The organism is Marinobacter sp. S0848L, from assembly GCF_023016065.1.
Lineage (GTDB): Bacteria > Pseudomonadota > Gammaproteobacteria > Pseudomonadales > Oleiphilaceae > Marinobacter.
In genome coordinates this window covers 59150-84068 of sequence record NZ_JALKAQ010000009.1, presented here as the reverse complement: position 1 = coordinate 84068, position 24919 = coordinate 59150, and the positions used below count along the sequence as shown (strand labels likewise).

Annotated in this window: 22 protein-coding genes; 10 read left to right on the top strand and 12 right to left on the bottom strand. The window is 53.2% G+C overall.

What is annotated here, in order from left to right; translation table 11 throughout:
* Positions 1 to 184: 184 nt before the first annotated feature.
* The 4 genes from MWU64_RS11730 to MWU64_RS11715 all read left to right on the top strand — a co-directional run bounded on the left by MWU64_RS11730 (position 185) and on the right by MWU64_RS11715 (position 3376).
* Complete coding sequence (locus MWU64_RS11730) at positions 185 to 718, top strand: hypothetical protein (RefSeq protein WP_247064579.1); 534 nt, start codon at positions 185 to 187, stop codon at positions 716 to 718.
* A gap of 191 nt (positions 719 to 909) precedes the next feature.
* On the top strand, positions 910 to 1179 hold the full coding sequence (locus tag MWU64_RS11725; RefSeq protein ID WP_247064578.1) for an AlpA family phage regulatory protein: 270 nt from the start codon (positions 910 to 912) through the stop codon (positions 1177 to 1179).
* 3 nt (positions 1180 to 1182) lie between these two features.
* Entirely contained in the window at positions 1183 to 2397 is a 1215-nt protein-coding gene (locus tag MWU64_RS11720) for a hypothetical protein (RefSeq protein WP_247064577.1), read from the top strand.
* 235 nt (positions 2398 to 2632) lie between these two features.
* A complete protein-coding gene (locus tag MWU64_RS11715; RefSeq protein ID WP_247064576.1) occupies positions 2633 to 3376 on the top strand; it encodes an inovirus-type Gp2 protein in 744 nt (247 codons plus the stop codon).
* 382 nt (positions 3377 to 3758) lie between these two features.
* On the opposite strand, the gene MWU64_RS11710 is transcribed toward MWU64_RS11715, so the two are convergent.
* On the bottom strand, positions 3759 to 4295 hold the full coding sequence (locus MWU64_RS11710; RefSeq protein WP_247064575.1) for a hypothetical protein: 537 nt from the start codon (positions 4293 to 4295) through the stop codon (positions 3759 to 3761).
* 26 nt (positions 4296 to 4321) lie between these two features.
* Positions 4322 to 4663, bottom strand: coding sequence for a hypothetical protein (locus MWU64_RS11705; protein ID WP_247064574.1), 342 nt, complete (start codon positions 4661 to 4663; stop codon positions 4322 to 4324).
* A gap of 412 nt (positions 4664 to 5075) precedes the next feature.
* Between MWU64_RS11705 and MWU64_RS11700 the strand changes: the two genes are divergently transcribed.
* Positions 5076 to 5711, top strand: a complete 636-nt coding sequence (locus MWU64_RS11700) for a recombinase family protein (protein WP_247064573.1) — start codon at positions 5076 to 5078, stop codon at positions 5709 to 5711.
* A 174-nt stretch (positions 5712 to 5885) separates the two neighbouring features.
* Here MWU64_RS11700 and MWU64_RS11695 read toward each other — a convergent pair whose 3' ends face one another.
* The 7 genes from MWU64_RS11695 to MWU64_RS11665 all read right to left on the bottom strand — a co-directional run bounded on the left by MWU64_RS11695 (position 5886) and on the right by MWU64_RS11665 (position 17193).
* A complete protein-coding gene (locus tag MWU64_RS11695) occupies positions 5886 to 9035 on the bottom strand; it encodes a type I restriction endonuclease subunit R (RefSeq protein WP_247064572.1) in 3150 nt (1049 codons plus the stop codon).
* Between the two features lie 131 nt (positions 9036 to 9166).
* Positions 9167 to 10135: an Abi family protein gene (locus tag MWU64_RS11690; protein WP_247064571.1), complete on the bottom strand. Its 969-nt coding sequence runs from the start codon at positions 10133 to 10135 to the stop codon at positions 9167 to 9169.
* A 139-nt stretch (positions 10136 to 10274) separates the two neighbouring features.
* Positions 10275 to 11456, bottom strand: coding sequence for a DUF4268 domain-containing protein (locus tag MWU64_RS11685; protein ID WP_247064570.1), 1182 nt, complete (start codon positions 11454 to 11456; stop codon positions 10275 to 10277).
* Complete coding sequence (locus tag MWU64_RS11680) at positions 11449 to 12861, bottom strand: restriction endonuclease subunit S (RefSeq protein ID WP_247064569.1); 1413 nt, start codon at positions 12859 to 12861, stop codon at positions 11449 to 11451. The genes MWU64_RS11685 and MWU64_RS11680 overlap by 8 nt, the downstream gene beginning before the upstream one ends.
* Positions 12851 to 14557 carry a class I SAM-dependent DNA methyltransferase gene (locus MWU64_RS11675; protein ID WP_247064568.1) on the bottom strand — a complete coding sequence of 569 codons (1707 nt, stop codon included), beginning with the start codon at positions 14555 to 14557 and terminating at the stop codon, positions 12851 to 12853. Before MWU64_RS11675 ends, MWU64_RS11680 begins: the two co-directional genes overlap by 11 nt.
* Before the next feature lie 337 nt (positions 14558 to 14894).
* On the bottom strand, positions 14895 to 16124 hold the full coding sequence (locus MWU64_RS11670) for a site-specific integrase (protein ID WP_247064567.1): 1230 nt from the start codon (positions 16122 to 16124) through the stop codon (positions 14895 to 14897).
* Between the two features lie 202 nt (positions 16125 to 16326).
* The gene (locus MWU64_RS11665; RefSeq protein WP_247064566.1) at positions 16327 to 17193 is read right to left on the bottom strand and encodes a YicC/YloC family endoribonuclease; all 867 of its coding nucleotides are present in this window, start codon (positions 17191 to 17193) and stop codon (positions 16327 to 16329) included.
* Positions 17194 to 17375: 182 nt separating this feature from the next.
* On the opposite strand from MWU64_RS11665, the gene rph reads away from it, so the two are divergent.
* Entirely contained in the window at positions 17376 to 18092 is a 717-nt protein-coding gene (rph, locus tag MWU64_RS11660) for a ribonuclease PH (RefSeq protein WP_247064565.1), read from the top strand.
* Positions 18093 to 18239: 147 nt separating this feature from the next.
* Here the strand turns inward: rph and MWU64_RS11655 are convergent, their stop codons facing one another.
* On the bottom strand, positions 18240 to 19046 hold the full coding sequence (locus MWU64_RS11655) for an exodeoxyribonuclease III (protein ID WP_199005177.1): 807 nt from the start codon (positions 19044 to 19046) through the stop codon (positions 18240 to 18242).
* An 80-nt stretch (positions 19047 to 19126) separates the two neighbouring features.
* Here MWU64_RS11655 and pyrE point away from each other — a divergent pair, with 80 nt between their 5' ends.
* Positions 19127 to 19765 carry an orotate phosphoribosyltransferase gene (gene pyrE, locus MWU64_RS11650; RefSeq protein WP_247064564.1) on the top strand — a complete coding sequence of 213 codons (639 nt, stop codon included), beginning with the start codon at positions 19127 to 19129 and terminating at the stop codon, positions 19763 to 19765.
* A gap of 3 nt (positions 19766 to 19768) precedes the next feature.
* Positions 19769 to 20434 (top strand): DUF4124 domain-containing protein, encoded by a 666-nt coding sequence (locus MWU64_RS11645; RefSeq protein ID WP_247064563.1) that lies wholly within the window; start codon positions 19769 to 19771, stop codon positions 20432 to 20434.
* An 87-nt stretch (positions 20435 to 20521) separates the two neighbouring features.
* Here the strand turns inward: MWU64_RS11645 and MWU64_RS11640 are convergent, their stop codons facing one another.
* The gene (locus tag MWU64_RS11640; protein ID WP_247064562.1) at positions 20522 to 20923 is read right to left on the bottom strand and encodes a hypothetical protein; all 402 of its coding nucleotides are present in this window, start codon (positions 20921 to 20923) and stop codon (positions 20522 to 20524) included.
* A gap of 264 nt (positions 20924 to 21187) precedes the next feature.
* Between MWU64_RS11640 and MWU64_RS11635 the strand changes: the two genes are divergently transcribed.
* Complete coding sequence (locus MWU64_RS11635) at positions 21188 to 21700, top strand: fibronectin type III domain-containing protein (RefSeq protein ID WP_247064561.1); 513 nt, start codon at positions 21188 to 21190, stop codon at positions 21698 to 21700.
* 29 nt (positions 21701 to 21729) lie between these two features.
* On the opposite strand, the gene MWU64_RS11630 is transcribed toward MWU64_RS11635, so the two are convergent.
* Positions 21730 to 22068, bottom strand: a complete 339-nt coding sequence (locus MWU64_RS11630) for a DUF2782 domain-containing protein (protein WP_247064623.1) — start codon at positions 22066 to 22068, stop codon at positions 21730 to 21732.
* Between the two features lie 104 nt (positions 22069 to 22172).
* Between MWU64_RS11630 and polA the strand changes: the two genes are divergently transcribed.
* Positions 22173 to 24896: a DNA polymerase I gene (gene polA, locus MWU64_RS11625; RefSeq protein ID WP_247064560.1), complete on the top strand. Its 2724-nt coding sequence runs from the start codon at positions 22173 to 22175 to the stop codon at positions 24894 to 24896.
* Positions 24897 to 24919 lie beyond the last annotated feature (23 nt).

Here is a 24919-nt window from a genome sequence, read left to right as displayed (position 1 = left end):
GTTTATAATCTTCGCACCGACAGAGTAGCAAAAGCCACCAGCAGACCCACCATGCTGTTTTTTTTAAGGATTTTTCACTCCTTTTGGACCAGATGGTCAACCGTACAACGCACACCTGCAGTCGAGCCATACCGCTCTGGCAGTCCACTTCACTCCTTAGAACTCAAGCACAAGGGCGGTCTACATGGCCAAAAAACCAAGCGACGACAAGAATGGCCTGCAGGAGCTAATCCAGAAAGAGGGAGATGCTCTGAAGGCTTTATCTCGACTCGACCTTTGCTTTGAACACAGAACTCAGCCGTGTTCAAAGTGGGACGTCAGAATCCCTCCCTACCCAGACACACCATCACGGGATGCCGCGCATAAAGACCAAGAAAGATTACCGGCACAAGCAACCGAACCTCTTCTGGAGAAAGACGCCTCGAAACAGATACGCGACCAACTTCTGAAGGAAGCGAGCCGAGAATTGACCCAAGCTGCTCGCAACAAACGGCAAGAGCAGATGGAACAGCGATTGTCTAAGCAACGGCACCTCATCCACCGAGAGCTACCAAGGAACCACCACTGGAAACGCTCACCTTTGAAGGTTGTGCACCAACAAATGAAAATCATCTGCGAAGTCGCGGGTCTTGATGTCAAGAAAGGTGACATGCCCAAAGTTACCAATCAGCTAGCAAAGAAAGGCTATCTCCCTGCACGCTTTCTGAAGCAGGAATGACCGCAGGCCGATAGGCACAACAACACAACTGACCACCCAAAAACTACAAATAAAAGTTAATACTTAACAATCAGTTAGAAAAACAAAACCGATACTGCCAGTGAAGGAAATCCGTTACTGACAGAAACGCCCCACCGCTGAACTACTTTGACGAAAATGCTCCCTCAACTTACTGAGACAGGAGCATTGCCATGCACACCGATACCTACCCCACCCAAACGCCTTACGCCGGGCGCGGACAATTCTGCGACCTTACTGACAGGGCCGTACGCGAGCAGGAGTGCGCGCGCATCACCGGATTGTCACGGGCTTACCGCTTCGATCTCGAAAAGCTTGGCTCATTCCCTATGCGACGTCGGCTCAGTGCACGCTCTCACTACTGGCTGCTGAGCGAGCTGTTGGCTTGGCTCGACAACCCAAACGATTTCCAACAGACAAACTCCTCAGTCAAGGCGGATTAAGTGATGGCGATGAAATCCAAAGAACAGAAAGCACCTCAAGTGGACTGGGCGGATGTTCATTACCAAGTCCGCGCTGGCTTTTCGCGCAAGTCTGTACTGGACGGAGTTAAAGCCCAAAACCCTGAGATCCATATGAGCTACCCCCGCTTTTGCGCCAACTACCAGACTTGGCTTAAACAGTTCCCTGAAGGGAGTCAGGTTCACGCCAAGCCGGGTGAGGAAATGGTACTCAGCCACGAGGACGTCCAAACGAAGATCCAGTTGCCCGGCAAAAAAGACCCTGTCGTCCTGAGGATCTTTTTCGCCTTGCTACCTGCGAGTGGCTACTTGATTCTCGACATGTTCGAAGCTCGAAGTTCTCATCAGCTCTTCGGCTGCATGCAACAAACATTCGAAAAAACGAATGGAACAACAGAGCGAACGATTCTCCAGTTCAAGGACGCCAGCTCCGACCTTTTGAGCGCAACGGCGGGATACGACACGCGAGTTGTGAAACGGGGAAAACGGTTTGCCAAGCCTACTGGATGCTCGACTCAAATTACCTCTGCCATTCGCTTTGTCATGGAAAAGGTCGCTTCCAACAAACCCGGTTCGGCAGAGCAGCTCAGAAGCCTCCTCTGCCGCTTGAGCAGCGACTGGAACCGACAGTGCGCCCTGCCTCTGCAGGTGACTCGTGAGCGTTACTTCGAGGAGGTCGAGTCCTTATTTTTGAATTTGCTACCTGCAAAGCGCCCCTGCTTTACAGATTGCCGCGTTGCTAGAGTCCCACCGAATAACCACGTTATTTACGACGGCTACCACTACTCGGTCCCGTTCGAGCTAACCGGGCAGGAAGTACGCATCTCAGCTTCATCAGACCGGATTCAAGTTTTCCGCCGGGATTGCATAGTGGCAGAGCATGACCGCGCCTTCATTGCCCGCCGAGGCCAGTACTTTACCAACCCCGACCATATGGCGACGCCATCCGATCGAAACAGTCGGGAGTGGCCTCCTGAGCGCCTGATCGTATTGGCGCACTACATCGGACCGAATGCTGTTCGCTGGATAACGGATCGACTGGAGGAAGCCGCATACCCAGAACATGCATACAACAGTTGTTTTGGTGCTCTACAGCTGGCTCGTCAGGTTAAGCCTAACAAAATGGAGCGGGCCTGCAGGAAGGCAAACCAAAGCAAGCACAGTTCAATCTCGCATTTGCGTTCGCTGGTAGGGAGTTGACGCGTCAACACTGCCATAGGCTTTTGGATCGAGCCGTCAACGAGAATTGTCGCTGGAACGATAGGTGGCTGGGGCCGAGATATTCGAATTTGTCCCCAAAAATTTCGGTTCCCAGAGTGCCCTAACGAGTTCCAGCGCAGCTAACCATGAAATTGGCGAAGGCTATATGTGGATAGGTTTTTAATAGTGTCCCCCTACCAACTAGTCGTCATGCCTTCAAGCAAGTGGCCGGAAGATGAAGACATTCCACTATGATCAAATTATAACCATTGATGGACTCACCTTCCCCATCAACAGCATGCAGAACTCGGGCTGCTGTGTACAGATGCTAGAAGCGTGTAAGGGCCAGCTTGATGCGATGCTGTCTTACCACAACAAGGTCTTCGTGATGTACTTCGGGCTGCACCCTCAGGAATACTCGCCACGCAACGAGGTTATGTCGAGCTTCGTCAGATCAATCCGCAAGAGCTTGACCTGCGCCCCCAACCGCAAACCACAGAATGCAAAGTCCTACAAAGTACAACGACTTGGGTACGCATGGTTTCGTGAGATGGAAACCGTGCATAAGCATCACTATCATTGCGCGCTCATGGTGGACGGTAACAAGGTCAGGTCAACATATCGAATTGCAGAGAGGGTCCTCATTCCCACAGCAAACCGACTGAACGCCACTGCTTACATCTATCAGAAGCCAACGATGGTCAATCGCAAACAACTGGAGCTATACAAGGACTGCCTGTTCCGTATCTCCTACGGAACGAAAGAGCGCGGCAAAGGCCGACGTAGCCCCGGCGCAAATGACTACAGCACAAGTCGAATCAAGCCAAACCCAGACTCCAACTGGACCCCGTTCAAATCGGAAGGCCTGCTAAAGCCATGGGGCGATAGCAGGACGCGCTCGTCATCAAACGGTGACCGCCGCTCAGGAAAAGGGAGCAGTGAATACCCCCAGTCGAAAATTCACATCTATCCAAGATGAATAACGGTGCGGGGCTCTATGCCTTCGGCAAAAACAGGACTCCTCAACTGCCCTGCAGCGCTTTTGGCCAAAATTGGCCGCTGCGCTGGAAACCCTGCTTAGCCCTCAATCCCAGCCATGGGGGCTTCCTAAAACGTTGTGGCGGAATTAATCGCGCGGTCAGCCATTACATGGCATAAGCCGAACGGAACAGTTCCTCAGCCTCCACCACAGAGCGTTACCGTGCCCCACTCACTGGCTCTCTAGGGCCCAGACCGCTGCCAACAATGCCCGATCCTGAAAAAACCATTCTGCAAGTTGCTGCGCCAAAGTTCATTGCAGCTCCCACAGTCTCCGCGAAGGCTTAAAAACCATTCCTACTCATCAGCTTAAAAACCAGCAACTATAGGCCGTTACTTTTGAGAATTTCTTCTGCAATTTTATTTGCCAGCTCTTCTTCTACGGTTCCGGTTTGAAGGTTAATGACAGGCTTATAAAATATGTCATTTAGTGAGGAAACAGATCCGTACGATTTACCAATGTGGTACATGCAGTAAGCCAACTCAAAAAAGGACTCCTCCCCAAAAGCCTTCTTGAACTCTGAGCTTCGATCAACATCCGAAACGGGGAAAACATCTTCATAAAGTTGGTTGTACCTTTTTATATCCAGAGAATCCGACTTATTAAATGCCTCCACCATTGATATCGCCTCACGGCAAGAAGTCATATTTATAATTGTTTTGAAATCAGAAACTCTGGACACCATCATCTTCCTACTAACTGGCTTGACATATTGGACCTGCAAGTCGGAGACCATGTCTGGACTGTTATCGAACATCGATTTAATTGCACGCTCCATGTCCGCATTTACGCCTTGCCCATGAGCCAAGGGAAAATACAAAAAAGTAGATAGAACTAAAAAAACAAACTTCCGATTCATGAACCTTTCACCCTTAAATAAATCTTTTACTTAATCTTTCCACTGGTCAACAACTCCAACCCTTCGTCGTAACATTCAGATACGATAGATTCTATAAACTCATCTTTTTCTGATTCTTGTACATCTCTAGCGTACGCCTTATCGATAATGCCCCCTTTTAGATTATCGAGCTCAGATAATGAATTGATTATGGCTTGCTTTTGATATCCCTTGAACTTCAGAGACAGGAATATATCAGCGTATGCTTGGTGGGCTCTGCAGTAATCGACAAGCTGGCTTACCAAGTATGCTTCTCTGTCGGTAAATTCAGCTTTGGCATTTGCAGAAAGAAACAAAGAGGCCAAAAAAATATAAACGCACTTTCTCACCTTATTCTATCCTTATTCAGTGAATCGACTAAAATTCAACCAAATGACTATACTTCCCAGCTTTGGTTTGTCCTATGCAGTAAAGCTGTAAGGCACTATCTAAACAGTATCACAAGGCCCTAATACCAAAGAAAAATCGGCAGCAATCATAGCACCGAGCCAGAATGCTAGCCAGGCAGCGAGTTTAGGCTCAATCCCAAAGCTGTGCCCATAAACTGAGCTGGCGACAACACATAGTGACCGTGCATAGAGCAAAGGGCACAGTCTTATCGTATTTACGCGGTTTGATTAGGGTATACCTTTTTCAAACTACCAGAATCATTGTGAAAACCACTTTTCAGACCACTTATTTCAGACTATAGTTGTTGAACCAGTTAACTTGAACTGGATTGAGACTGAGAGATGATGAGCAATGAGTTTTCACGTCAGGGCGTATCTCCGTGCGTCGACAGATGAGCAGCACGTGGAACGTGCCCGAGAAGATCTGAAGCAGTTCGCGAAAGAGCATGACGTCAGGATTGCTGGTTGGTACTTTGAGACAGAGTCTGGTGCGAAGCTCAAGCGGCCTAAGTTGATGGAATTGATCGCCGATTCAGAGGAGGGAGACATCATCCTTGTCGAGCAGATCGATCGACTAGCTCGCTTGACCTCTGAAGACTGGGAGACCTTGAAGCGGCTGCTGGCCGAGAAGAAGCTGGCAGTCGTTTCCAAGGAACTTCCAACTTCCTATATCGCTTTCCAGCGGGACAAAAGACAGGCCGGCTTTACAGATAGCATACTCAAATATATTAACGACATGCTTCTGGATGTGCTTGCGACCATGGCAAGAAAAGACTATGACGACCGGCGGAGGCGTGCAGAGCAAGGCATTAGGCGGGCAAAGGCCGAGAACAGGTACAAAGGTCGGCCCAAAGACGAGCGGAAACGTCAGCTCATCTCCAGCTCTCTGAAAGATGGTAAGAGCTACACTGAGATTTGCGATGCTGTCGGATGTTCGAGGTACCTAGTCTCAGAAGTGGCAAAATCACTGCGAGAACCAGCTGACTGATACCCATAAAACCAGTGCTAGCGGGCGGTAGACAGTTGTACAACTCAGCACCGCTGCGTATTCAAACACGCACTTGGCGCCCCCTTCGAAGAGTAGAGTTGTACAACTCCCGCTCTACTCTGCATCTTCAAACACGCACCTCGGGCACAAGCCGACGGGCTAGTTGTACAACTCCTACCGGCTCCACCCATTCGATAAAACCTCTGCCTGACTCATCACCAGATCGATTGCCTCCGGGGCTTGGTCTGGCGGGTACTTATACCGTTGAAGTGTTCGCCGAACGAGAACACGAAGTCGAGCTCGCACGCTCTCCCGGACCTGCCAGTCAACGGTTGTCGATTTCCGCAGTTTGTCCGTAATCTCAATGGCGATCTTCTTCAGGATTTCGTCGCCAAGCTCCCGAACAGCACTCTCGTTATTGGCCAATGCGTCGTAGAAGGCGATCTCGTCGGGGTTAAGGCCCAGCGCGGCCTCATGGGCCATCTCCTCTTGGAACTGCTTGGCCATAGCGATGAGCTCTTCGATCACCTGAGCGGTCTCGATGGCGCGGTTGTTGTACTTTCGCAGGGTCTCCTGAAGCCGGTCTGCGTATTTTTTCTCTTGTACAACGTTCTTGCCGGTCTTGGCCCTGATGTCGTCTTTCAGCAGCTTCTCCAACAACTCAACGGCGAGATTCTTGTACGGCATCTGCCGCACGTCCTCCAAGAACTCGTCGGACAATAACCCAATGTTCGGCTTGTCGAGACCGCAGAGTGCGAAGACGTCGTCGACACCTTCAGCGACAATGGCGTTGTCCAGTATCTGCTTCAAGGCTGAGTTCTTCTCAGCCTGTGTCAGCTTGCGGTCAACGCTGGTGCCCTTGGTAATGGCCGCCTTCACGGCAGACAGGAACGCTATCTCTTTCTGCAGGGCCCGAGCCTCGTCGAGGGTGCCGCACAAAGAGTAAGCCTTGGTGATGGCCAATACGGTGTTCAGGAAACGCTTCTTTCCGTCTGGAAGGCCGAGGACGTAGTTGGCGGCTCCGACAAGGAGCTTCTGCGGGTTGGTCTCGAATTCACTGTAATCGAAGCCATCACCGTGCGGGCCCTTGGCGAACATGCCGTGGATGATGTCCAGTTTCTCCAGAAGTACCGCGTAGGCCTCCTCAGCACTGTGGGTTGGGGCGCCCTTGCCCTTGGAGTCTGTGTAGGTTTTTAGCGCCTGCTTCAGCTCGTTGGCGATGCCAATATAGTCGACCACCAACCCGCCGGGCTTGTCCTTGAATACCCGGTTCACGCGAGCAATAGCCTGCATGAGGTTATGCCCCTTCATGGGCTTATCAACATACATAGTATGGCAGCAGGGAGCGTCGAAACCGGTCAGCCACATGTCACGGACGATGACCAGCTTCAGCGGGTCGCTTGCGTCTTTGAAGCGTTTCTCGAAGCGCTTCTTGGTTTGCTTGTTGTAGATGTGGGGTTGCAACTCGGGTTTATCCGAGGCGGAGCCAGTCATCACAACCTTGATGGCCCCTTTCTCCGGGTCAGAGTCATGCCACTCGGGCCGCAGTTGTACAATTGAGTTGTACAACTGCACACAGATGTCCCTGCTCATGGCAACGATCATCGCCTTGCCGTCGATGGTCGCTGTTCGCGCCTCAAAGTGGTTAACCAGATCCTCAGCGACCTGCTGGAGTCTCGGGCCTGAGCCCACCAGCTTCTCCAGTCGGCTCCACTCGCCTTTAGTTCGCTCTCGGGCGCCAACGTCGTCTTCATCTTCGACGACTTCGTCGACCTGATCGGATAGCTCCGCGATTAGCTCCCGGTTGATGTCCAGCTTGGCCAGACGTGATTCGTAGTAGATGGGAACGGTGGCCCCATCGTCCACGGCATCTTGAATGTCGTAGATCGACACGTAGTCACCGAAAACAGCTCGGGTATCCTTGTCGTCGCTGGAGATCGGGGTGCCGGTGAAGCCAATGAAGGAGGCGTTCGGCAAGGCATCACGCATGTGCTTGGCGTAGCCGAACTTGTAGCTCCCGTCCTGCTTCAGGGTTGCCTTGAGGCCGTACTGGCTGCGGTGGGCTTCGTCAGATATCACGACGATGTTGTGGCGATCGTTCAGGATCGGATGACCAGACTCATCTTCGGAGAGGGCGAACTTCTGCACAGTGGTGAAGATTATCCCGCCGGATTCTCGCTCCGCTAGCAGCTTGCGCAAGGTGTCGCGATCTTCGGCCTGCACGGGCGTCTGCTTGAGCAGGTCCTTCGCGGCGCTGAAGGTGGCGAAGAGCTGACCGTCGAGATCGTTACGGTCGGTGACCACAATCAAGGTCGGATTGTTCATCTTAGGTTGCTGGAGCAGCTTACCTGCGTAGCAGCACATTGAGATGCTCTTGCCGGAACCCTGCGTGTGCCAGACAACCCCGGCCTTTTTGCTGCCCGGAACCACTCGCTCTCCATAGGTGGCTCGGCGCTCACCTACCCCTTTTGTGTGTTCTGCGGCGATCACAGTTGCTTTCACCGCCTCTCGAACAGCGTGGAACTGATGGTAACCGGCAATCTTCTTGATCAGCCGGTCGGCGTCGTTCTCGAACAGAACAAAGTAGCGGATATAGTCCAGCAGAAGTTCGCGATCGAAGAAGCCCCTCACGAGTGTCTCTAGCTGCCAGTCTAGCGCGGGCTTGTCATCCTCGTGCCTTAGGGTGCGCCACGGCAAATAACGCTCCTGAGAGGCCGTCAGAGAGCCTAGACGTGCGTCCCATCCATCGCTGACCACCAGCGCTTCGTTGAACGCGAACAGCTCCGGCACTTCATTCTTGTAGGTCTGTATTTGGTTGAAAGCATCCCAGATGTCGGTGTTTTCGTTGCTGGGATTTTTAAGCTCAAGCACCGCAATCGGGACACCATTGATGAAACAGATCACGTCTGGGCGTCGGAGCTGCTTTGTGCCCTCGATCGTAAATTGGTTAATGGTGCGAAACCGGTTGTAATCGAGGGCGTCAAAGTCGATCAAAAACGCATGGTCGTGGACCACCTTGTCTTCCCGCTTGTATTCTACCGGTACCCCCTCTAACAGGAGGTGGTGAAAGGTGCGGTTATTGGTGACCAGATCGAGACTGTCGGGATTGGCGATTCGCGCCATCCCCTGTTCGATGGCGGATTGCGGAAGGTGCGGATTAATCCTGCGTAAAGCCGCTTCAAGATCCCCCAGTAACAGCACCTGCCGGTAGTTTGCGCGTTCAGGTGTCGGGCCGTCACAGGCGATGTCTGGCCCATGGGCTACTTCCCAGCCGTTATCTGCGAACCATTCGAGGCAAAGCTGTTCCAGTTGATCTTCGTTCATCGGTGAGTCCCTTGCAGCCTGTGCCACAGCACAGAACACAAAAATTCATTTGACACTTGCGGCACGGCACTTATACTTGTCCGCAATACGCCCGGCGCCTCTTCACAATTCTGTTGTGTACGCGCCGGTTCTCATTTCTGGGACCATAAACCCCACGTCTGCCACCCCTCTACTGCGCCGAAATCCTCGATTTTTATAGCCCCTGTCGGTGACCGAGGAAACTCTGCAATTACATCCTTCAACCGCTGGCACCAGCTGGAGTTCGGGCATATCACCTGCAGCATGGTTTGCATCAAGCAAAAATAAAAGAACGGGCGCGCGTTATTCATAAGTTGCCAGTAATGGGCATGTGAAGGTAGCGGGGAGCGTTCCAGCACGTTGATATTCCACAGCCGGCTATGGTGCGCTGATACATTGCGAATGAAGTTCAAACTGCGCAACCATGAAGAAAACGTACCACCGTCAGGTGCTCCATACTTTACTGCGATGCAGTCTTGATCTGCTATCTTCATTCCGGCATAGAGCTTGGACATCATGCCGAAGTCCCAGACCTCAACAGCAACCCAAATAGGCAGTTGACCATAGTTGTTCTGGTAATGCTCGACGAAGGGTTCGCGACGAGAGCGCCATAGGTGACTACGATACTTGTCTAGCCACTTGGCATGCTCTGTACGCCCTCTGGCAGGACCACGCGATTGGATCTTTTTACTAAAATGTCCATGCAGGCATCGGGGCTTCTCATGCGCGTGTGGATCAACTCTCCCTAGTAAATGAGCGATATCGACCCGCACTGCCATTTCGATTCGCTCCAGTGCATCCATGGCTAGCATCCGCAACTTCTTGTCGAATACGTAAAGCTGTACCACGTCAGCAAAGTGGCTGCCTTCGACAAAATCATCCAGACGCCGGGGTGTCTTACTATTAGCGGCATGCACGGGATCTAACTCGCGGAATGGGTACCAGTATCCACTGAGCCGGTAGTACCCGAGGCGTTCAAGATAGCTCTTGGCCGCGACTTGATCCTCTATGGCCATCCCTCGCTGCTGCAACAACTCAAGCTGATCATCGAGGGACTTCCATGGTTTAGGGTACTGCGGCATAGCTGTGTCCTAACTCAACTTTAACTACGAGTAATTGTTGGTGGTTGTCATTCTTTTGCCCTAACGTTCCAAAACGGAACATATGCCCTGTCCGTCAAGCTATACCTGCTCATCTCGTGAGATAAACAGATGAACTGTGTCAGTCATGGACAACTTCAGCTGTATCAAACGAAGCTTGTTTGAGCTGTTGGTTGATGCTCTTCAGTGGACCACTAAGTACGGACTCTAGCTTGGTCATGTGCTCGACCAGCCAGCTGATCATCTCCGGCCAGTTGGCTTTGTCGTAGCCATCGACGGCCTTCGCGTACTGAATACGGCATGCCTTCTTGTTGGGAAGTGGCAGCCAGTCCAGCGCGTGGCCCAAGCCCGCTTCCAGCTCTGCCTTCTGGGCCTCCAACCGTTCAAAGACGAAGGTATTGGCCTCCGCCTGACTGTTCTGAAGGCTTAGTCCCACACGGATTTCGTGCTTACCAAAAATGAGTTGGTACGGCATGCCGCTAATACCAGAGCCCGCACTGAGCCAGTGATCCTTTGCCGGACTGATGTTGTTGTACAACGAGCAACTACTTTGGTTGAAAACTTCCAGTGCCTGTTCCCAGAACGCTAACCTCAATGTATGGCGTTGTTTCTGCTCGGTGTCTGCACTTTTCTCCTCATCCTCCTTCGCCACCATGCCGATCATAAACTCGGTGGACTCAGGGGTGGGAATGATCTGTTCTATGTTGAGGAAAAGCTCGTTGCCTGCCCTATACGGGGTGACTTTGAAGCACTGGCAGGCGATGCCGAACTGGCTCAACCAGAGTACCGTGTTGGTCACTTCCTTGCGGTATCGGGCAGCGACTAAGATAAGACGCTGAGTTTTTATGCGGTTGATCTGTGCCGCCTCCAACCCATCCACTTCCAGAAATTCGATCAGGTTATCGACGGCGTTGGCTGCGGGCTGGCCGGTCTCCTGTGACTTCTGATTTAGGTAGCGCTGGTAAATGTCGACCACCTGCGACTTGCTGAGGTTGGCACAGTACCCGGCATACTTCAGTGCCTGCCAAACCACATCACGCCCAGTATCATCGAGTTTGTTTTCAATAATGACCAGATTGCCTTCTTTGTCGATGGCCAGAAGGTCCAGACGCTCACGGGTATCATCAAAGCCATCGAACTCTTTCTGAATGATCAGGAGCTCATCACCGTCGACCTGTGCTAGCGCCTGCGGGCAGTTTTCCAGCCATTCTTGGAGGTGCTTTCGTTCGCTGAAGCCCAGCTCACCGAAGCGTTTCGCCTCCAGAGGGGCAATGCGGTTCTGGGACGGGTCGATCTTAAACATTGGCTACTTCCTGTAATTCGGTCTGGGGGTCAGTTTCTGGCAGGGTCAGCTCACCGGAAAGGAGCTTAGGTAGGAGGACGTCTCTGATCTGGGCTAAAGACTTAATCTCGTCTCCGTAACGTTTTGCCAAGCGCAGGTAACTGCCAGCAACTGTATCAAAACGGTCGACGAGTTCAGGAGGATAGTTCACCCAAGGTAAATCAGCCAAGGCTTTGGCGCTGGCCCTCTGGCGCCCACTTGTGCCTGTCATCGACTGTATTGCAGCTGAGCGGAAGGCCTCATTGCGGGCAATGAAATACCCGAGCGATACTGGATAGGATGCTTTTGGGCGTAGGACAATATATTCCGTTGAACCCCAACCGGTTTCACCACTGTTCAGAAAATCTACAAACGCCGTCTTGCCGTTTTCGAGACACGGAGTAATCCGAGCAAGCAGTGTGTCGCCATTAATAAACTTAGTACCACTACCAACTTGCCGCTCAGTGATCTCGTCGGCTAAATGGCCTGATGTGGGAACATTCTTCATGTCGAGGTAGGGAGCGACCACACCTTTTCTTAAGGTTCGACGGGGATTGAACTCTAAAAGATCTGATAGAGTTCCAACTGTCCAACCCTCTGGTATCTTGCCCAGCTCGCTGTCTTGCATGGCAGATGGGAAGAGTTCGGCTGTCGAGTATAATTCAGTGTATTTCTCAGGCTGTTTGGTCCGCATCTGGGCCAGTTGTTCAGGGTCTCTACCGGAGATCGCCTGCATGGCAGCCAACTGAATGTCGCTTTCTGTGCCACCAGCCTCCAACCCAGCGATCTTGGCTTTAACCGGCTCGAAGTCGACAAACCAACTCTTGAAGATTGCCTGAGCTATTTGTTCTAGAGTTTGGTTGATACGGCGGTTGAGTTCGATCTTAACGTCCAACCGTTTGAGCACTCCTGCCACCGCTTCTTGTTCGGATAGTTCAGGAATACGGATTGGAAAATCCGGTAGTTCTTTCAAAGCGATTCGGTCTACAGTCGCCCCATGTATTTTGCGTGCCTCGATAGTTTTTTGGAACTCCGGTGCGAGGTATGCATATAGAAGATACTCTGAAATCACCTTAGATCGGTCTGGACGCATCAGCCCCATGCGGCGCCCTAAGCATGCGCGAATACCATCAGGCATCAGCGCGGCTTCGCCGAGCCTCGTCTCATAAGAGAAAAGGACATCCCCTTGTTCGGGAGTGACCCGCTTAGTCCACTTCTTAAAGTCCTCTTCGCTCAGGTGTGCAGATTGACTCAGATCGAGAGCACCACTCTTCAAGCTAGAAATGCTAAGGAAATATGGTCCGGTTTCCGTTTTCTTGGGAGTAGCATGTGGCCCATCGAAAACCTCAGCTATCTCTCCGATGGTTGTTTGCTTGTTAGAGCTCATACCCTAGCCCCTTGAGATTCACCTTGATCTCCGCTTCCAGCCGTCCACTTTCTGCAAACTGTGCGCTTAGCTGACTGGTCAGCCGCGACATCTTCTCAGCGAAGGGCTCGCCATCGTCCTCCTGATCAGGAGCACCGACATAGCGTCCGGGTGTTAGCACAAAGTCGTGCTTTTCGATCTGCTTGGAGTCGATAGAGGCACAGTACCCGGCCACATCCTGATAGCCCTCACCTTGTTGCCAATTATGGAAGGTATCCGCCACCCTCCGGATGTCGCCAGCGGCGAAGTCACGCAGAACACGATCTTTCATATATCCGAGGTTGCGCCCGTCGATGAACAGCACTTCATTGCGGCGGTCACGCTTCTTTCCGTCCTTTCCGGACTTATCTTTGGTCAGGAGCCAGATACAGGCCGGGATCTGAGTGTTGGTGAATAGCTGCCCCGGTAGAGCGACCATACACTCCACCAAGTCGTCCTCGATGAGCCGTTTGCGGATCACGCCTTCGTTGTTTGTGTTGGAGCTCATCGAGCCGTTGGCCAACAGCAGCGCCATACTCCCAGTCGGGGCAAGGTGGTAGAGCATGTGTTGCATCCACGCAAAGTTCGCGTTTCCTTTGGGTGGCGTGCCGTATTTCCAGCGAGCATCATCAGCTAATGACTCGTTCCACCAGTCTTTGATGTTGAAGGGCGGGTTAGCCATAACGAAGTCGGCCCGTAAGTCAGGATGCCTGTCGTTCAGGAATGTATCGGCGGGAATCTTTCCGAAGTTGAAGTCGATGCCCCGTATCGCCATGTTCATCGCTGCCAAGCGCCACGTGGTGGGGTTGGACTCCTGACCGTAAACGGAGATGTGTTTTTTCTGCTCAGCGGGGTCGTAGTGCTGCTCTTTGGCGTGCTCCTCAATGAACTTGTCGCTGGAGACGAAGAAGCCCCCGGACCCCATGGCGGGGTCATAGACTCGACCGCTATAGGGTTCAAGCATCTCGACGATCAGTGTGACTATGCTTTTCGGTGTGTAGTACTGGCCGCCCTGCTTTCCCTCAGCCAATGCGAATTGACCAAGGAAATATTCGTACACGTGGCCGAGGATGTCCTTGCTGTGCAGGTTCAGGCGCTCACCGTTGTACGACGGCTTAGTGAAGGATGTGTCTGAGAACGTATTGATGAGGCCTAGCAACTTGTCGTTATCCAGCTGGTACTGGCTGATGCGGTTCAGGATGCCCTTGAGCTTCTTGTTGCTGCGTTCGATCTCCTCAAGCGCGTTGTCGATGAGCCATGACACGGAGCGCAGCTTCACTTCATTGCCAACGTCATCCTGCCAAAGCACCGTGCCCACGGGTAGTACGGCCTTTTCTTTCAGTGTGCTCCACCGAGCCGCCTTGGGTACCCAAAAGACGTTTGCTTCCCGGTAATAGTCCAGCACCTCCAGCTCGTTTTGTAGTGCCTGCCGGTAATCATCATCGCTGTCGAAGTCATCGCGAGGCAGGTAATAGATGTTCTCTTCGTCATCGCTCTGAAACAGCTCCAAAAGAGCTTCCTGACGCTCCTCGAAGGCATCGGAAACGTACTTGAGGAAGATCAGACCTAGCACTACGTGCTTGTAATTGGCCGCGTCGAGATTGGAGCGCAGTTTGTCGGCAGCTTTCCAGAGCTTATCGTCAAGGTCGTCAAGGAATTGCTGTTCCGTGTTATTCATACAGTCCCTCTGGGGTGTGCAGATCGAGTGGTGCGGCTGAGAGTGTATAACACTCAACGCACATGTCATGTCTTGCGCTGGGTCGGGTGTACGTAGCAAGAGCTTGAGGGGTGGCTGCTTGTCTTGGCGGATTTGGGCATTCAGGCGCCCTAAGTGGCCATTTGCAGGAAAGCTATGGGCTGCCTTGGGCGTTTCGATTAAGGGCCTCTGAGCGCGGCCTCAGTGGCCCTGAGTGGCACCCTTGTTATGGGCTGCAAAAGATAAGGCTGTGTTCGATGCTTTGCCATGGGGCTTGTGAGTCACCACACCACGCCCGCTATGGACCGCGAACCAATCTTTATCCAACCGCCGAGAGATTCTCGTCCTCATCGAAACCAGCCAAAGGCCACAGCACGTCGAGCCATTGGCGTTGGGCGCTCCGACGCTCCTCGAAGAAGTCGTGAACATCATACACATCAACCTTATGGTTGATGTAGCGCTCAGCTATATCGGGCCTTACCCCCAAACGAGAAAGAACACTCCTGCACGTCCGCCGAAAGTCGTGGACAACAAAATGTTCCAGCTCATGGTCAACTTTCTCAAGGGCCCGATTCAACGTATCTGGCCCAACATGCTGGAACCTCTGCTGCCCTCTCCTTCGCAATCTAGCAGGAAAAACGAATCTTGAGCCCGCACTGAAGACCTTAAGCTCTCTGAAAATCGCGATTATCTCTGGCTCTAAGGGGATACCCACATCGAGCCTCATCTTGTTTTTTTCTGCCTGTAACAGCCAGACACCTCTCGACAGATCAATGTCCTTCCACTCGGCTTTGAGCAACTCCATTTTTCGAACGCCCAGCGCGAGCAGTAAGAAAACGGTGAGATAGTTCTCTCGTGAAACTGCAGCTCCCGCATGCCTCATTGCTCGAAAAAGTCTGGAAATCTCCTCATCCTTAAGCGCACGGTTGCGAGGTTTTTCAGTTCCTCCAGCATCACTAAGCTTGAATGAACCAGCGGGACTGAAATCGATAACTCCAAGTTTAATGCCGTGGTCAAAAAGGTTCTTTAGCAGCCTAAGAGTCTTATTTGCCGTCGCCTTAAATTTCCTACGTCCAGAAGTAATCTCGTGAAACAGGCTGGAGACGTCGATAGCCCTGACGTCAGCAATAGGCCAGTCTCCAAAAAAAGGACGAATTTTCTGCTCGTAAAGAGCCTGCTCTTTACGCTGAGTTAGAATTTGCTTCACCCGGAGCTTTGCGTAACTCTCCCAAAGGTCATCGACAGTTCGTAGGTCCTGCGCTTTTTTGGCTTTCCGCTCGATAAGGGGATCTATACCCCGTTCAATCTTCCCTCTCCACTCCCTCGCCTCTTTCCTCGCATCAGAAAGAGAGAATGCCTCAAAACTTCCAAGAGTCGGTTCGCGACGGTTTCCCTTCACAGGGCTCGTATATCTGAACAGCCAGCGCGCGTAGCCCGACTCCGTGATATCCAAATACAAGTTCCCACCGTCAGGATAGCGCCCCGGCTTTCCGTTCTTGATAAGGAATTTAACTCTAGAGACAGTGAGAAGCTGAGTGGTTCTGCTCACTTGCGATACCTCGATACTCACAACTGGTGGGTCGAACTGACCCTCCTCAGAGGCCAGCGACTTTAACCCACCAGCAGAGCCACCACAAGAACAAAGACAACCACGGACAACCGTGAACAAAAAAACGCAAAAAAACATCTAGGCCATTGATAAAACTGGCCTTAATCCAAACTTCGAAGACAACCCAAGACAACGCTGAACGTCATTCAAGGTTCTGCACCTGCTCGCGCATCTGTTCAATCAACACCTTAAGATCAACAGCAGCACGGGTTACGGCAGCATCAAAACTCTTGCTGCTGAGCGTGTTGGCCTCACGATTCAACTCTTGCATCAGGAAATCCAAACGACGACCAATCGCCTGATCACCCTGCAAGGTTTCCCGAACCTCACTGACGTGGGCATCCAACCGATCCAACTCTTCCGCCACATCACTCTTCTGGGCCAGCATCACCATCTCCTGAGCAACCCGCTCGGGATCCAACTCCACTTTGGCCTTCTCAAAACGATCACGGAGCGTTTGCTCCTGAGCCGCCAGCAACTCCGGCATACGCGCACGCACCTCAACCACCAGATTGCTGATGGTGGCCAAGCGATCCTCAAATAACGGCCGCAACCGCTCTCCTTCCCGCTCGCGAACACTCACAAGCTCTGCAACCGTCTCCGCAAACAACTCAGCCGCCGCAGTTTGAGCGGCACTGTAATCGTGCTCCGGCACCGACATCACCCCGGGCCAGCGCAGAATATCCAGCGCGCTGATGTGTGCGGGGTTATCCAGCATCCGATTAATATGATTCGCAGCCTCGTTCACCGCGTTGGCAATTTCATCGTTAATCTCGAAACCCTGAACCTCATTCTCGGCCGACTGCAGGCGCATGGAGACATCCACCTTGCCCCGCTTCAACCCCTTGCGCAATTCCTCACGAAACCGGTTCTCCAGCTCACGAAACGCTTCCGGCAACCGAAACGAAGGTTCCAGATAGCGATGATTCACGGTGCGAATCTCACACGTGAGCGTGCCCCAGCCACCACGGGCATCCTTACGGGCAAAAGCAGTCATGCTGCGAATCATAAAGGCTCCAGTACCAAACGATGTTCATTCGAGTTTAACAGGCAACCGCCGCAAGCGGCGACCCATACCAATAGCGGACACCACTCACCCGATCCCACGCCCCGCCGTGCTATACTCGCCGCCCCTTCAAAACACAGACCGGCCACACGCCGGACATTCATCTTCAGAAAACAGGACACACTATGCGACCAAGTGGCAGAACGCCCGAGCAACCCAGAGACGTCCGGATCACCCGCAACTATACCCGCCACGCCGAAGGCTCTGTGCTGGTTGAGTTCGGAGACACCAAAGTAATCTGCACCGCCTCTGTGGAAAACAAAGTACCTCCCTTCCTGCGCGGCGAAGGCAAAGGCTGGATCACCGCCGAATACGGCATGCTGCCCCGCTCCACCGGCAGCCGCATGGGCCGTGAAGCCGCCCGCGGCAAACAAGGTGGCCGCACCGTAGAAATCCAGCGCCTGATCGGCCGCAGCCTGCGCGCCGCGGTAGACATGGAAGCACTGGGTGAGCATACCATCACCATCGACTGCGACGTGATCCAGGCCGACGGCGGCACCCGCACCGCGGCCATTACCGGCGGCTGCGTAGCACTGGTAGATGCCCTGAACCATCTGGTAGAAACCAAGCGCCTGAAAAAATCCCCGCTGAAGCAGATGATCGCGGCAATCTCTGTGGGCGTTTACAAAGGCACACCGGTTGCTGACCTGGACTACCCGGAAGACTCAGAAGCCGAAACCGACATGAACGTCATCATGACCGACAAAGGCGGCTTCATCGAAATTCAGGGCACGGCAGAAGGCGCACCTTTCGAGCAGACAGAACTGGACAGCATGCTTGGCTTGGCACGCACGGCTATCAATCAGCTGTTTGAAATTCAGAAAGAAGCTTTGAACGCCTAACGCAAAAGTTTGGGCGTTGGCGGGGATGTCGCTTCACAGAATGTCGGAGGCCATGGATGGCCGGAGAGAAGCGCACATGGATGTGCTCGTAGCGGTTCTGGGAAGCGACATCCCTGCCAACGCTTCCCCCTCAGTTCAAAGCTGAACTCAGAAACCAATCTCAATATCGTAATCCATCACCACCGGAGCGTGGTCAGAAAAACGCGTACCGCCATCAATCCAACCATCACTGATGGTCTTGCGAATGCCCGGTGTCAGCAACTGATAATCCACCCGAATGCCCGCCTTCTTGCGCGAACCCTCGGTCTGCTCCGGCCACCAGGTAAACTGATTACTCTGCTTATTGATCTCACGGAACGCATCAATACAGCCCATCTCATCAAACAAACGATCCAACCAGGCCCGCTCATGGGGCAAAAACCCGGAAAAATCCGTCTTGTGATAAAGCGGGCTGGCATCCGTCACATGATGAGCAGACTGCAAGTTCGCACAGAAAATAAACTGACGGCGCTTGCGCAGCGTCTTCTGCATATGCACGCCGAACGCATCCAGAAACTCATCTTTGTGATCCAGAACCGTCAGATCATCATCGCCAATCAGCTCTTCCTCACGCCCCAGCGCACAAGGCGCCAGCACACAAGCCACAGACACCTTATCGAAATCCGCCTGAATAAAACGACCTTCACGGTCTGCCTGCTCATTGGCAAAGCCGTACATAATCGCCTTCGGGAAATGACGGGTATAAATGCCGACCCCGCCGTGCTCATTCAGCTCACCATCAATAAAGTAAGCCTCATAGCCCTCAGGAATCAGATTTTTATCTTCGACTTCATAGGCACGCATACGGTGGTCCTGAACACACACCACATCGGCGTCCTGCTCTGCCAGCCAGTCAAAAAAGCCTTTCTCAACAGCCTGCTCCAGACCGTTGACGCTAATGGATACTACGCGCATACGTGTTCCCTGATTCGGTTTCTGTGTATGATACCGGTTTTACGCCTTATTTAAAGTCAAACCCCGCCAGAAGCCTTGCCATGCACGACTATCAGAAAAATTTTATCGAGTTTGCCATTCAGCGAAATGTTCTGCGTTTTGGAGAATTCACTCTCAAATCCGGGCGCACCAGTCCTTACTTTTTTAATGCCGGACTGTTCAACACCGGAAACGACCTGCTGCAACTGAGCAAGGCCTACGCCGCTGCAATTGAGCGGAGTGAATTGGATTATGACATCATTTTCGGACCCGCCTATAAGGGCATTCCGTTGGCCACGGTTACCGCTATGGCCCTTGCTACAGACGGTAACAGCAAACCTTTTGCCTTTAACCGCAAAGAAAAGAAAGATCACGGTGAAGGTGGCAATATTGTAGGCGCACCACTACAAGGTAAAGTACTGATTGTTGATGACGTGATCACCGCGGGCACCGCCATTCGGGAAGCCATCGACATCATCCGTGCCGCCGGCGCAGAACCTGCCGGAGTATTAATTGCTCTGGACCGCCAGGAAAAAGGCAACGGCGAGCTCTCCGCCATTCAGGAAGTCGAGCAAGAGTTCGGCATCCCGGTGGTTAGCATTATTCGCCTGGAACAAGTACTAGACTACTTAAAGTCTAACCCCGAATTTTCCGGCCACGCAGAAAACGTAGCCAGCTATCGGGATCGTTACGGAGTCTGATACATGCAGCACCGCTTCACTAAAGCCCCGGTTTTTGCCGCTCTCATAGCCTTGGGACTGACAACCTCAGCTACCGTGCAGGCGGGCATGTATCGCTATACCGACGACAACGGCCAATTGGTGATCAGCAACACCATCCCGCAGGAGGCCACCAAACGCGGCTACCAAATCATCAGCGACAGTGGGCGAGTTATTGAAACCATAGCCCCCGCCCCGACCGCCGAAGAACTCGCCGCCCGAGAGGCTGCAAAAGAACGCAAACAGCAACAGGAAGCCCAGCTAGAACAAGACCGGCTGCTACTCAAACGTTTTAGCCACCCCGATCAGGCTGTTCGGGCCATGCATCGGAAGGTTCAGGAACTGGAAGGCCTCATTGCCTTGAAGCGCGGCAACATTTCTGTGCTGACCAGCCAACTCGACAACGAACAACGTCGAGCCGCCGAGATGGAAAGAGCCGGGCGAAAGGTGCCAGACGCGACACTGAAAAAAATCTACCGGCTGGAAGGTCAGGTGCGCGATATCGAGCGGGAAATTGTAGCTCAGCGGCTGGAAATTGATGCGGTTGCCAAACGCTTTATATCCGACATCGAACGGCTTGAAGAAATCACCGGCTCAGAGCGCACCCTGCCTCTGACCGATGCGGAAGCAGAAGCCGCCAGTTCCGAGTGACACTCGCTAGCCTTCCTACAAGGTTAAAAGCACAAAAAAGGCGCTCACCATGGAGCGCCTTTTTCGCTACTGCAACAACCTAAATCATTAGGCAGAAGCAGCGGTTTTCTTCTTGGCGGCAGTCTTCTTCGCCGGCTTCTTGCTGGCAACAGACTTCTTCGCCTCTTCAGCGCTTTCAGCGACGTCTTCCGCAGCTTCTGCAACAGCGTCAGCGCCTTCAGCAGCTTCTTTCTCCAGCTTGGCAACCAGCTCGGCGGCAAAGTCACCGAAGCGGGTGTTCAGGCTGCGCAGCTGATTAAACAGAGTGTCGGAGTAGCCGTTGTAACGCTCACGCAAAGTCTGAACGGTGTATTCGCGAACTTCTGCTTCCAGCTTCTCAGCGTAGTCAAAAGGCTTGGCTGCCAGCTTCTTCTGCTGCTCTTCTGCAGCAGTGATGCCCTTCTCAACGATGTCCTGAAGCTGCTCTTGGTAAGATTTAAGTTTACCCATAATAGTTCTCCTTAAGTTGGTCTCTTTCGGCCCAAATCCGGAAAATCCGGCGGCCTTTAGTAGATTTCAACACTTAAGTTACGGGTAAAAATTAGAATGTTCATACTAAAAGTGATTACCCAGTCTTTACCAAATTTTCACTTGATCACTTCTTAGCCACGGGCATAATCCTCAGCTGCTTTTTCTGGCCCGTCTCCCTGTTGTATTCAGGCTCCATGCGAACCTTAAGGGGCATCTCCACAAGACCCCGTATGCGAGTAAACCATGAACAATTTCCCATCACACCGGTCAGGTGTTCGGCGGCGAGTGTCGCTTGCGGCCCTACTTATAGCGTCAACACTTGTGTTGGCAGGCTGTCAGGACAGCGCAAGCTCATCAAATACAGCAAAGAGCCAACACACCGAAACCCCGGCCAACACCCCAACAAAACAGCTTCAGGACAACACCAGCGGCACATTCACGAACACGCCTGACTCGTTTTCCAAACGCCCACCGGCAAATCAGTCGCTCAGCCTGCCAAAAACACTCGTGTGGAGCGCTCCGCTCACGCGGGAAGACGGCTCATCTCTTGCCGTGGGGCAAATTGCCGAATACCGGATCTATTACCGCTTGAAGTACAAGGACCGCTTCAGCGTGATCCCGATTACCGACACCAGCAACACCAAATACCCGCTGACCGGCCTACCCCCGGGCGCTTACGAGTTCGCCATTACCACTGTCGATGTTGAAGGGCTGGAGAGCCGCCGCTCAAAGTCAGTCGAAATCAACCTGATTTAGGCGGCGTTTAGTCTGGAAGAAAGGAGTCGTTACCAGCGGAACAGCACCCAGCTGGGGACAAGGAGGTCCGAGTCCGTGTCCTGCACCCAACCACCGCCATCAGCAGGCACCAGATAATATTCTGGCCCGACCTCGGGCACGACTTTGATTTCCATCAGCTGCCCGTTCACCCGATATTCGTAAAACACTTCGCCATCACCCGGGCGAATCACAATCTCGGTACCACCTGCAGGGGGTTGGTAGTCAGTGATCACCAGCGGCTCTTTTGGCGTTTCCACCGGTGTCGCATCCAAAGCCCCGTCATCCTGAGCCATCAACGGCACAGAGAAACAGCCCAACAACAGGGTGGAACAGGCGATTCGTTTCATTTTCATGGTACCCTCTGAGTCATCGTTCAGGCTTTGAATTGCACTCTTCTTAAGAGTTGCATAAGCCAACCCACGCTTCAATCAGAATCCGGATTTGCATCGACATGACTGAGAAAAAAACTCCACCCGTGGTTCTGGTAGACGGTTCGTCCTATTTGTTCCGTGCCTACCACGCGCTGCCTCCGCTGACCACCAGCAAGAACCACCCCACCGGCGCAATCAAAGGCGTAGTCAGTATGCTGCGCCGACTGGACCAGGACTTTCCTGAATCCAAAGTCGTGGTGGTGTTTGATGCCAAGGGCAAAACCTTCCGTCACGAGATGTACGAAGAGTACAAGGCCAACCGCCCGCCGATGCCGGAAGACCTGGCCATGCAGATTGAACCCATCCACGAGATTGTAAAGGCGATGGGGCTGCCGCTTTTGATTGTGCCCGGTGTCGAGGCCGACGATGTCATAGGCACACTGGCCTATGAGGCCACCGACAAAGGCATTGATGTGGTGGTGTCTACCGGCGACAAAGACATGGCGCAACTGGTGAGCGACCACGTCACCCTGATCAACACCATGACCGAAACCGCCATGGACCGCGACGGCGTTATCGAGAAATTCGGCGTAACGCCAGAGCAGATCATCGATTACCTGGCCTTGGTTGGCGACAAGGTAGACAACATTCCGGGTGTGAACAAGTGCGGCCCGAAAACCGCGGTCAAATGGCTTCAGGCATACCACGACCTGGACAACCTGATCGAACACGCCAGCGAGATCAAAGGCAAGATTGGCGAATACCTGCGCGAGGCCATCGACACCCTGCCCCTGAGCCGTGAATTGGCGACCATCCGGCTGGACGTGGATCTGGAATTTGGTCTGGAAGACCTGAAAGACCGCGAACAGAACGACGATGCACTGCTGGAGCTGTTTAAAGAATACGAATTCCGCGGCTGGATTTCCGAACTTGAAAACCGTGACAGCGACAAGCCGGCAACTGCCGACGCCTCCGAACCGAAGCAGGCCATCGAAAGAACTTATACGGTCATCACCGAGCAGGCTGAGTTCGATGCATGGGTAAAACGCCTGGAAGCTGCGGATGAATTTGCCTTCGACACCGAAACCACCAGCTTGCGCTATATGGATGCCGAAATCGTCGGTGTCTCCTTCGCCATCGAACCCGGAGAAGCGGCGTACGTGCCTGTTGGCCACGATTACATGGGCGCCCCCGAGCAACTGGACCGGGATGACGTGCTGGCCCAGCTTAAACCGCTTCTGGAGAACCCCAGGCACGCGAAAATCGGCCAGAATCTGAAATACGACAAAAACGTACTGGCGAATCACGGCATTCACCTTGATGGCATCGGCAACGACACCATGGTGGAGTCTTACGTGCTTAACTCTGTGGCCACTCGCCACGACATGGACAGTCTCGCCAAAGCCTATCTGGACGAAGATACCGTCAGCTTTGAATCCATCGCAGGCAAAGGCGCGAAGCAGCTGACCTTCAATCAGATCGATCTGGAAAAAGCCGGCCCCTACGCCGCCGAAGACGCAGACATCACTCTGCGCCTGCACCATGCTTTAAACCCTAAACTGAAAGAAACCGGCAAACTCGAATCCGTATACCGGGACATTGACCTGCCTTTGGTACCGGTGCTGTCCCGCATGGAGCAGCGAGGCACGCTGATCAGCGCCAGTACACTGCGGCAGCACAGCCAGGAGTTGGCGGAGCGCATGGCCGAACTTGAGAAAGAAGCCCATGAGGTGGCCGGCGAAGCCTTTAACCTGGGCTCTCCTAAACAGCTGCAAGCGATTCTTTACGACAAACTGGGGCTGCGGGTCGTCAAGAAAACGCCAAAAGGCGCACCGTCTACCGCGGAACCCGTGCTGCAAGAGCTTGCCCACGAGCATGAACTGCCCCGGCTGATTGTGGAACACCGCAGCCTGAGCAAGCTCAAGTCGACTTACACCGACACCTTGCCCGAACTGATCCATCACCGAACTGGCCGGGTGCACACCTCATACCATCAGGCGGTGACGGCTACAGGGCGGCTCTCATCCTCAGAACCGAACCTGCAGAATATCCCGATTCGAACCCTGGAAGGCCGCCGGATTCGTCAGGCGTTCATCGCGCCGGAAGGCTACAAACTGCTGGCGGCGGACTACTCGCAGATTGAACTGCGCATCATGGCGCACTTGTCTGGTGACAAAGGCCTGCTAAAAGCCTTCGAGCACGGCGAAGATATCCACAAGGCGACCGCCGCGGAAGTATTCGGGGTGAGCCTGATTGAAGTCTCCTCCGACCAGCGCCGCAGCGCCAAAGCCATTAACTTCGGCCTGATCTACGGCATGTCCGCCTTTGGATTGGCCCGCCAGCTGGGGGTAGAGCGGAAAGTGGCTCAGGAATACATCGACCGCTACTTCGAGCGCTACCCAGGCGTACTGCGTTACATGGACAACATCCGCAAACAAGCTCACGAAGACGGCTATGTGGAAACCCTGTATGGCCGCCGCCTGTACCTGCCGGAGATCAACGCCCGTAACAAACAGCTGCAACAGGCCGCCGAGCGCACCGCCATCAACGCACCAATGCAAGGCACTGCCGCCGACATCATCAAACGCGCAATGATTGATGTGGACCAGTGGCTGTACAAAAACCACGCAGATGATGCCGTGATGACCATGCAGGTGCACGACGAACTGATCATCGAAGTTCGCGAAGAGGCAGTGGATAAAGTTCGTGACGGTTTGGTACAGCGCATGTCTGCCGCCGCCAAACTGGACGTACCGCTGCTCGTGGAAGCGGGCGTTGGTGATAACTGGGATCAAGCCCACTAACGCAAAACGCCCGGTGAGTTTCC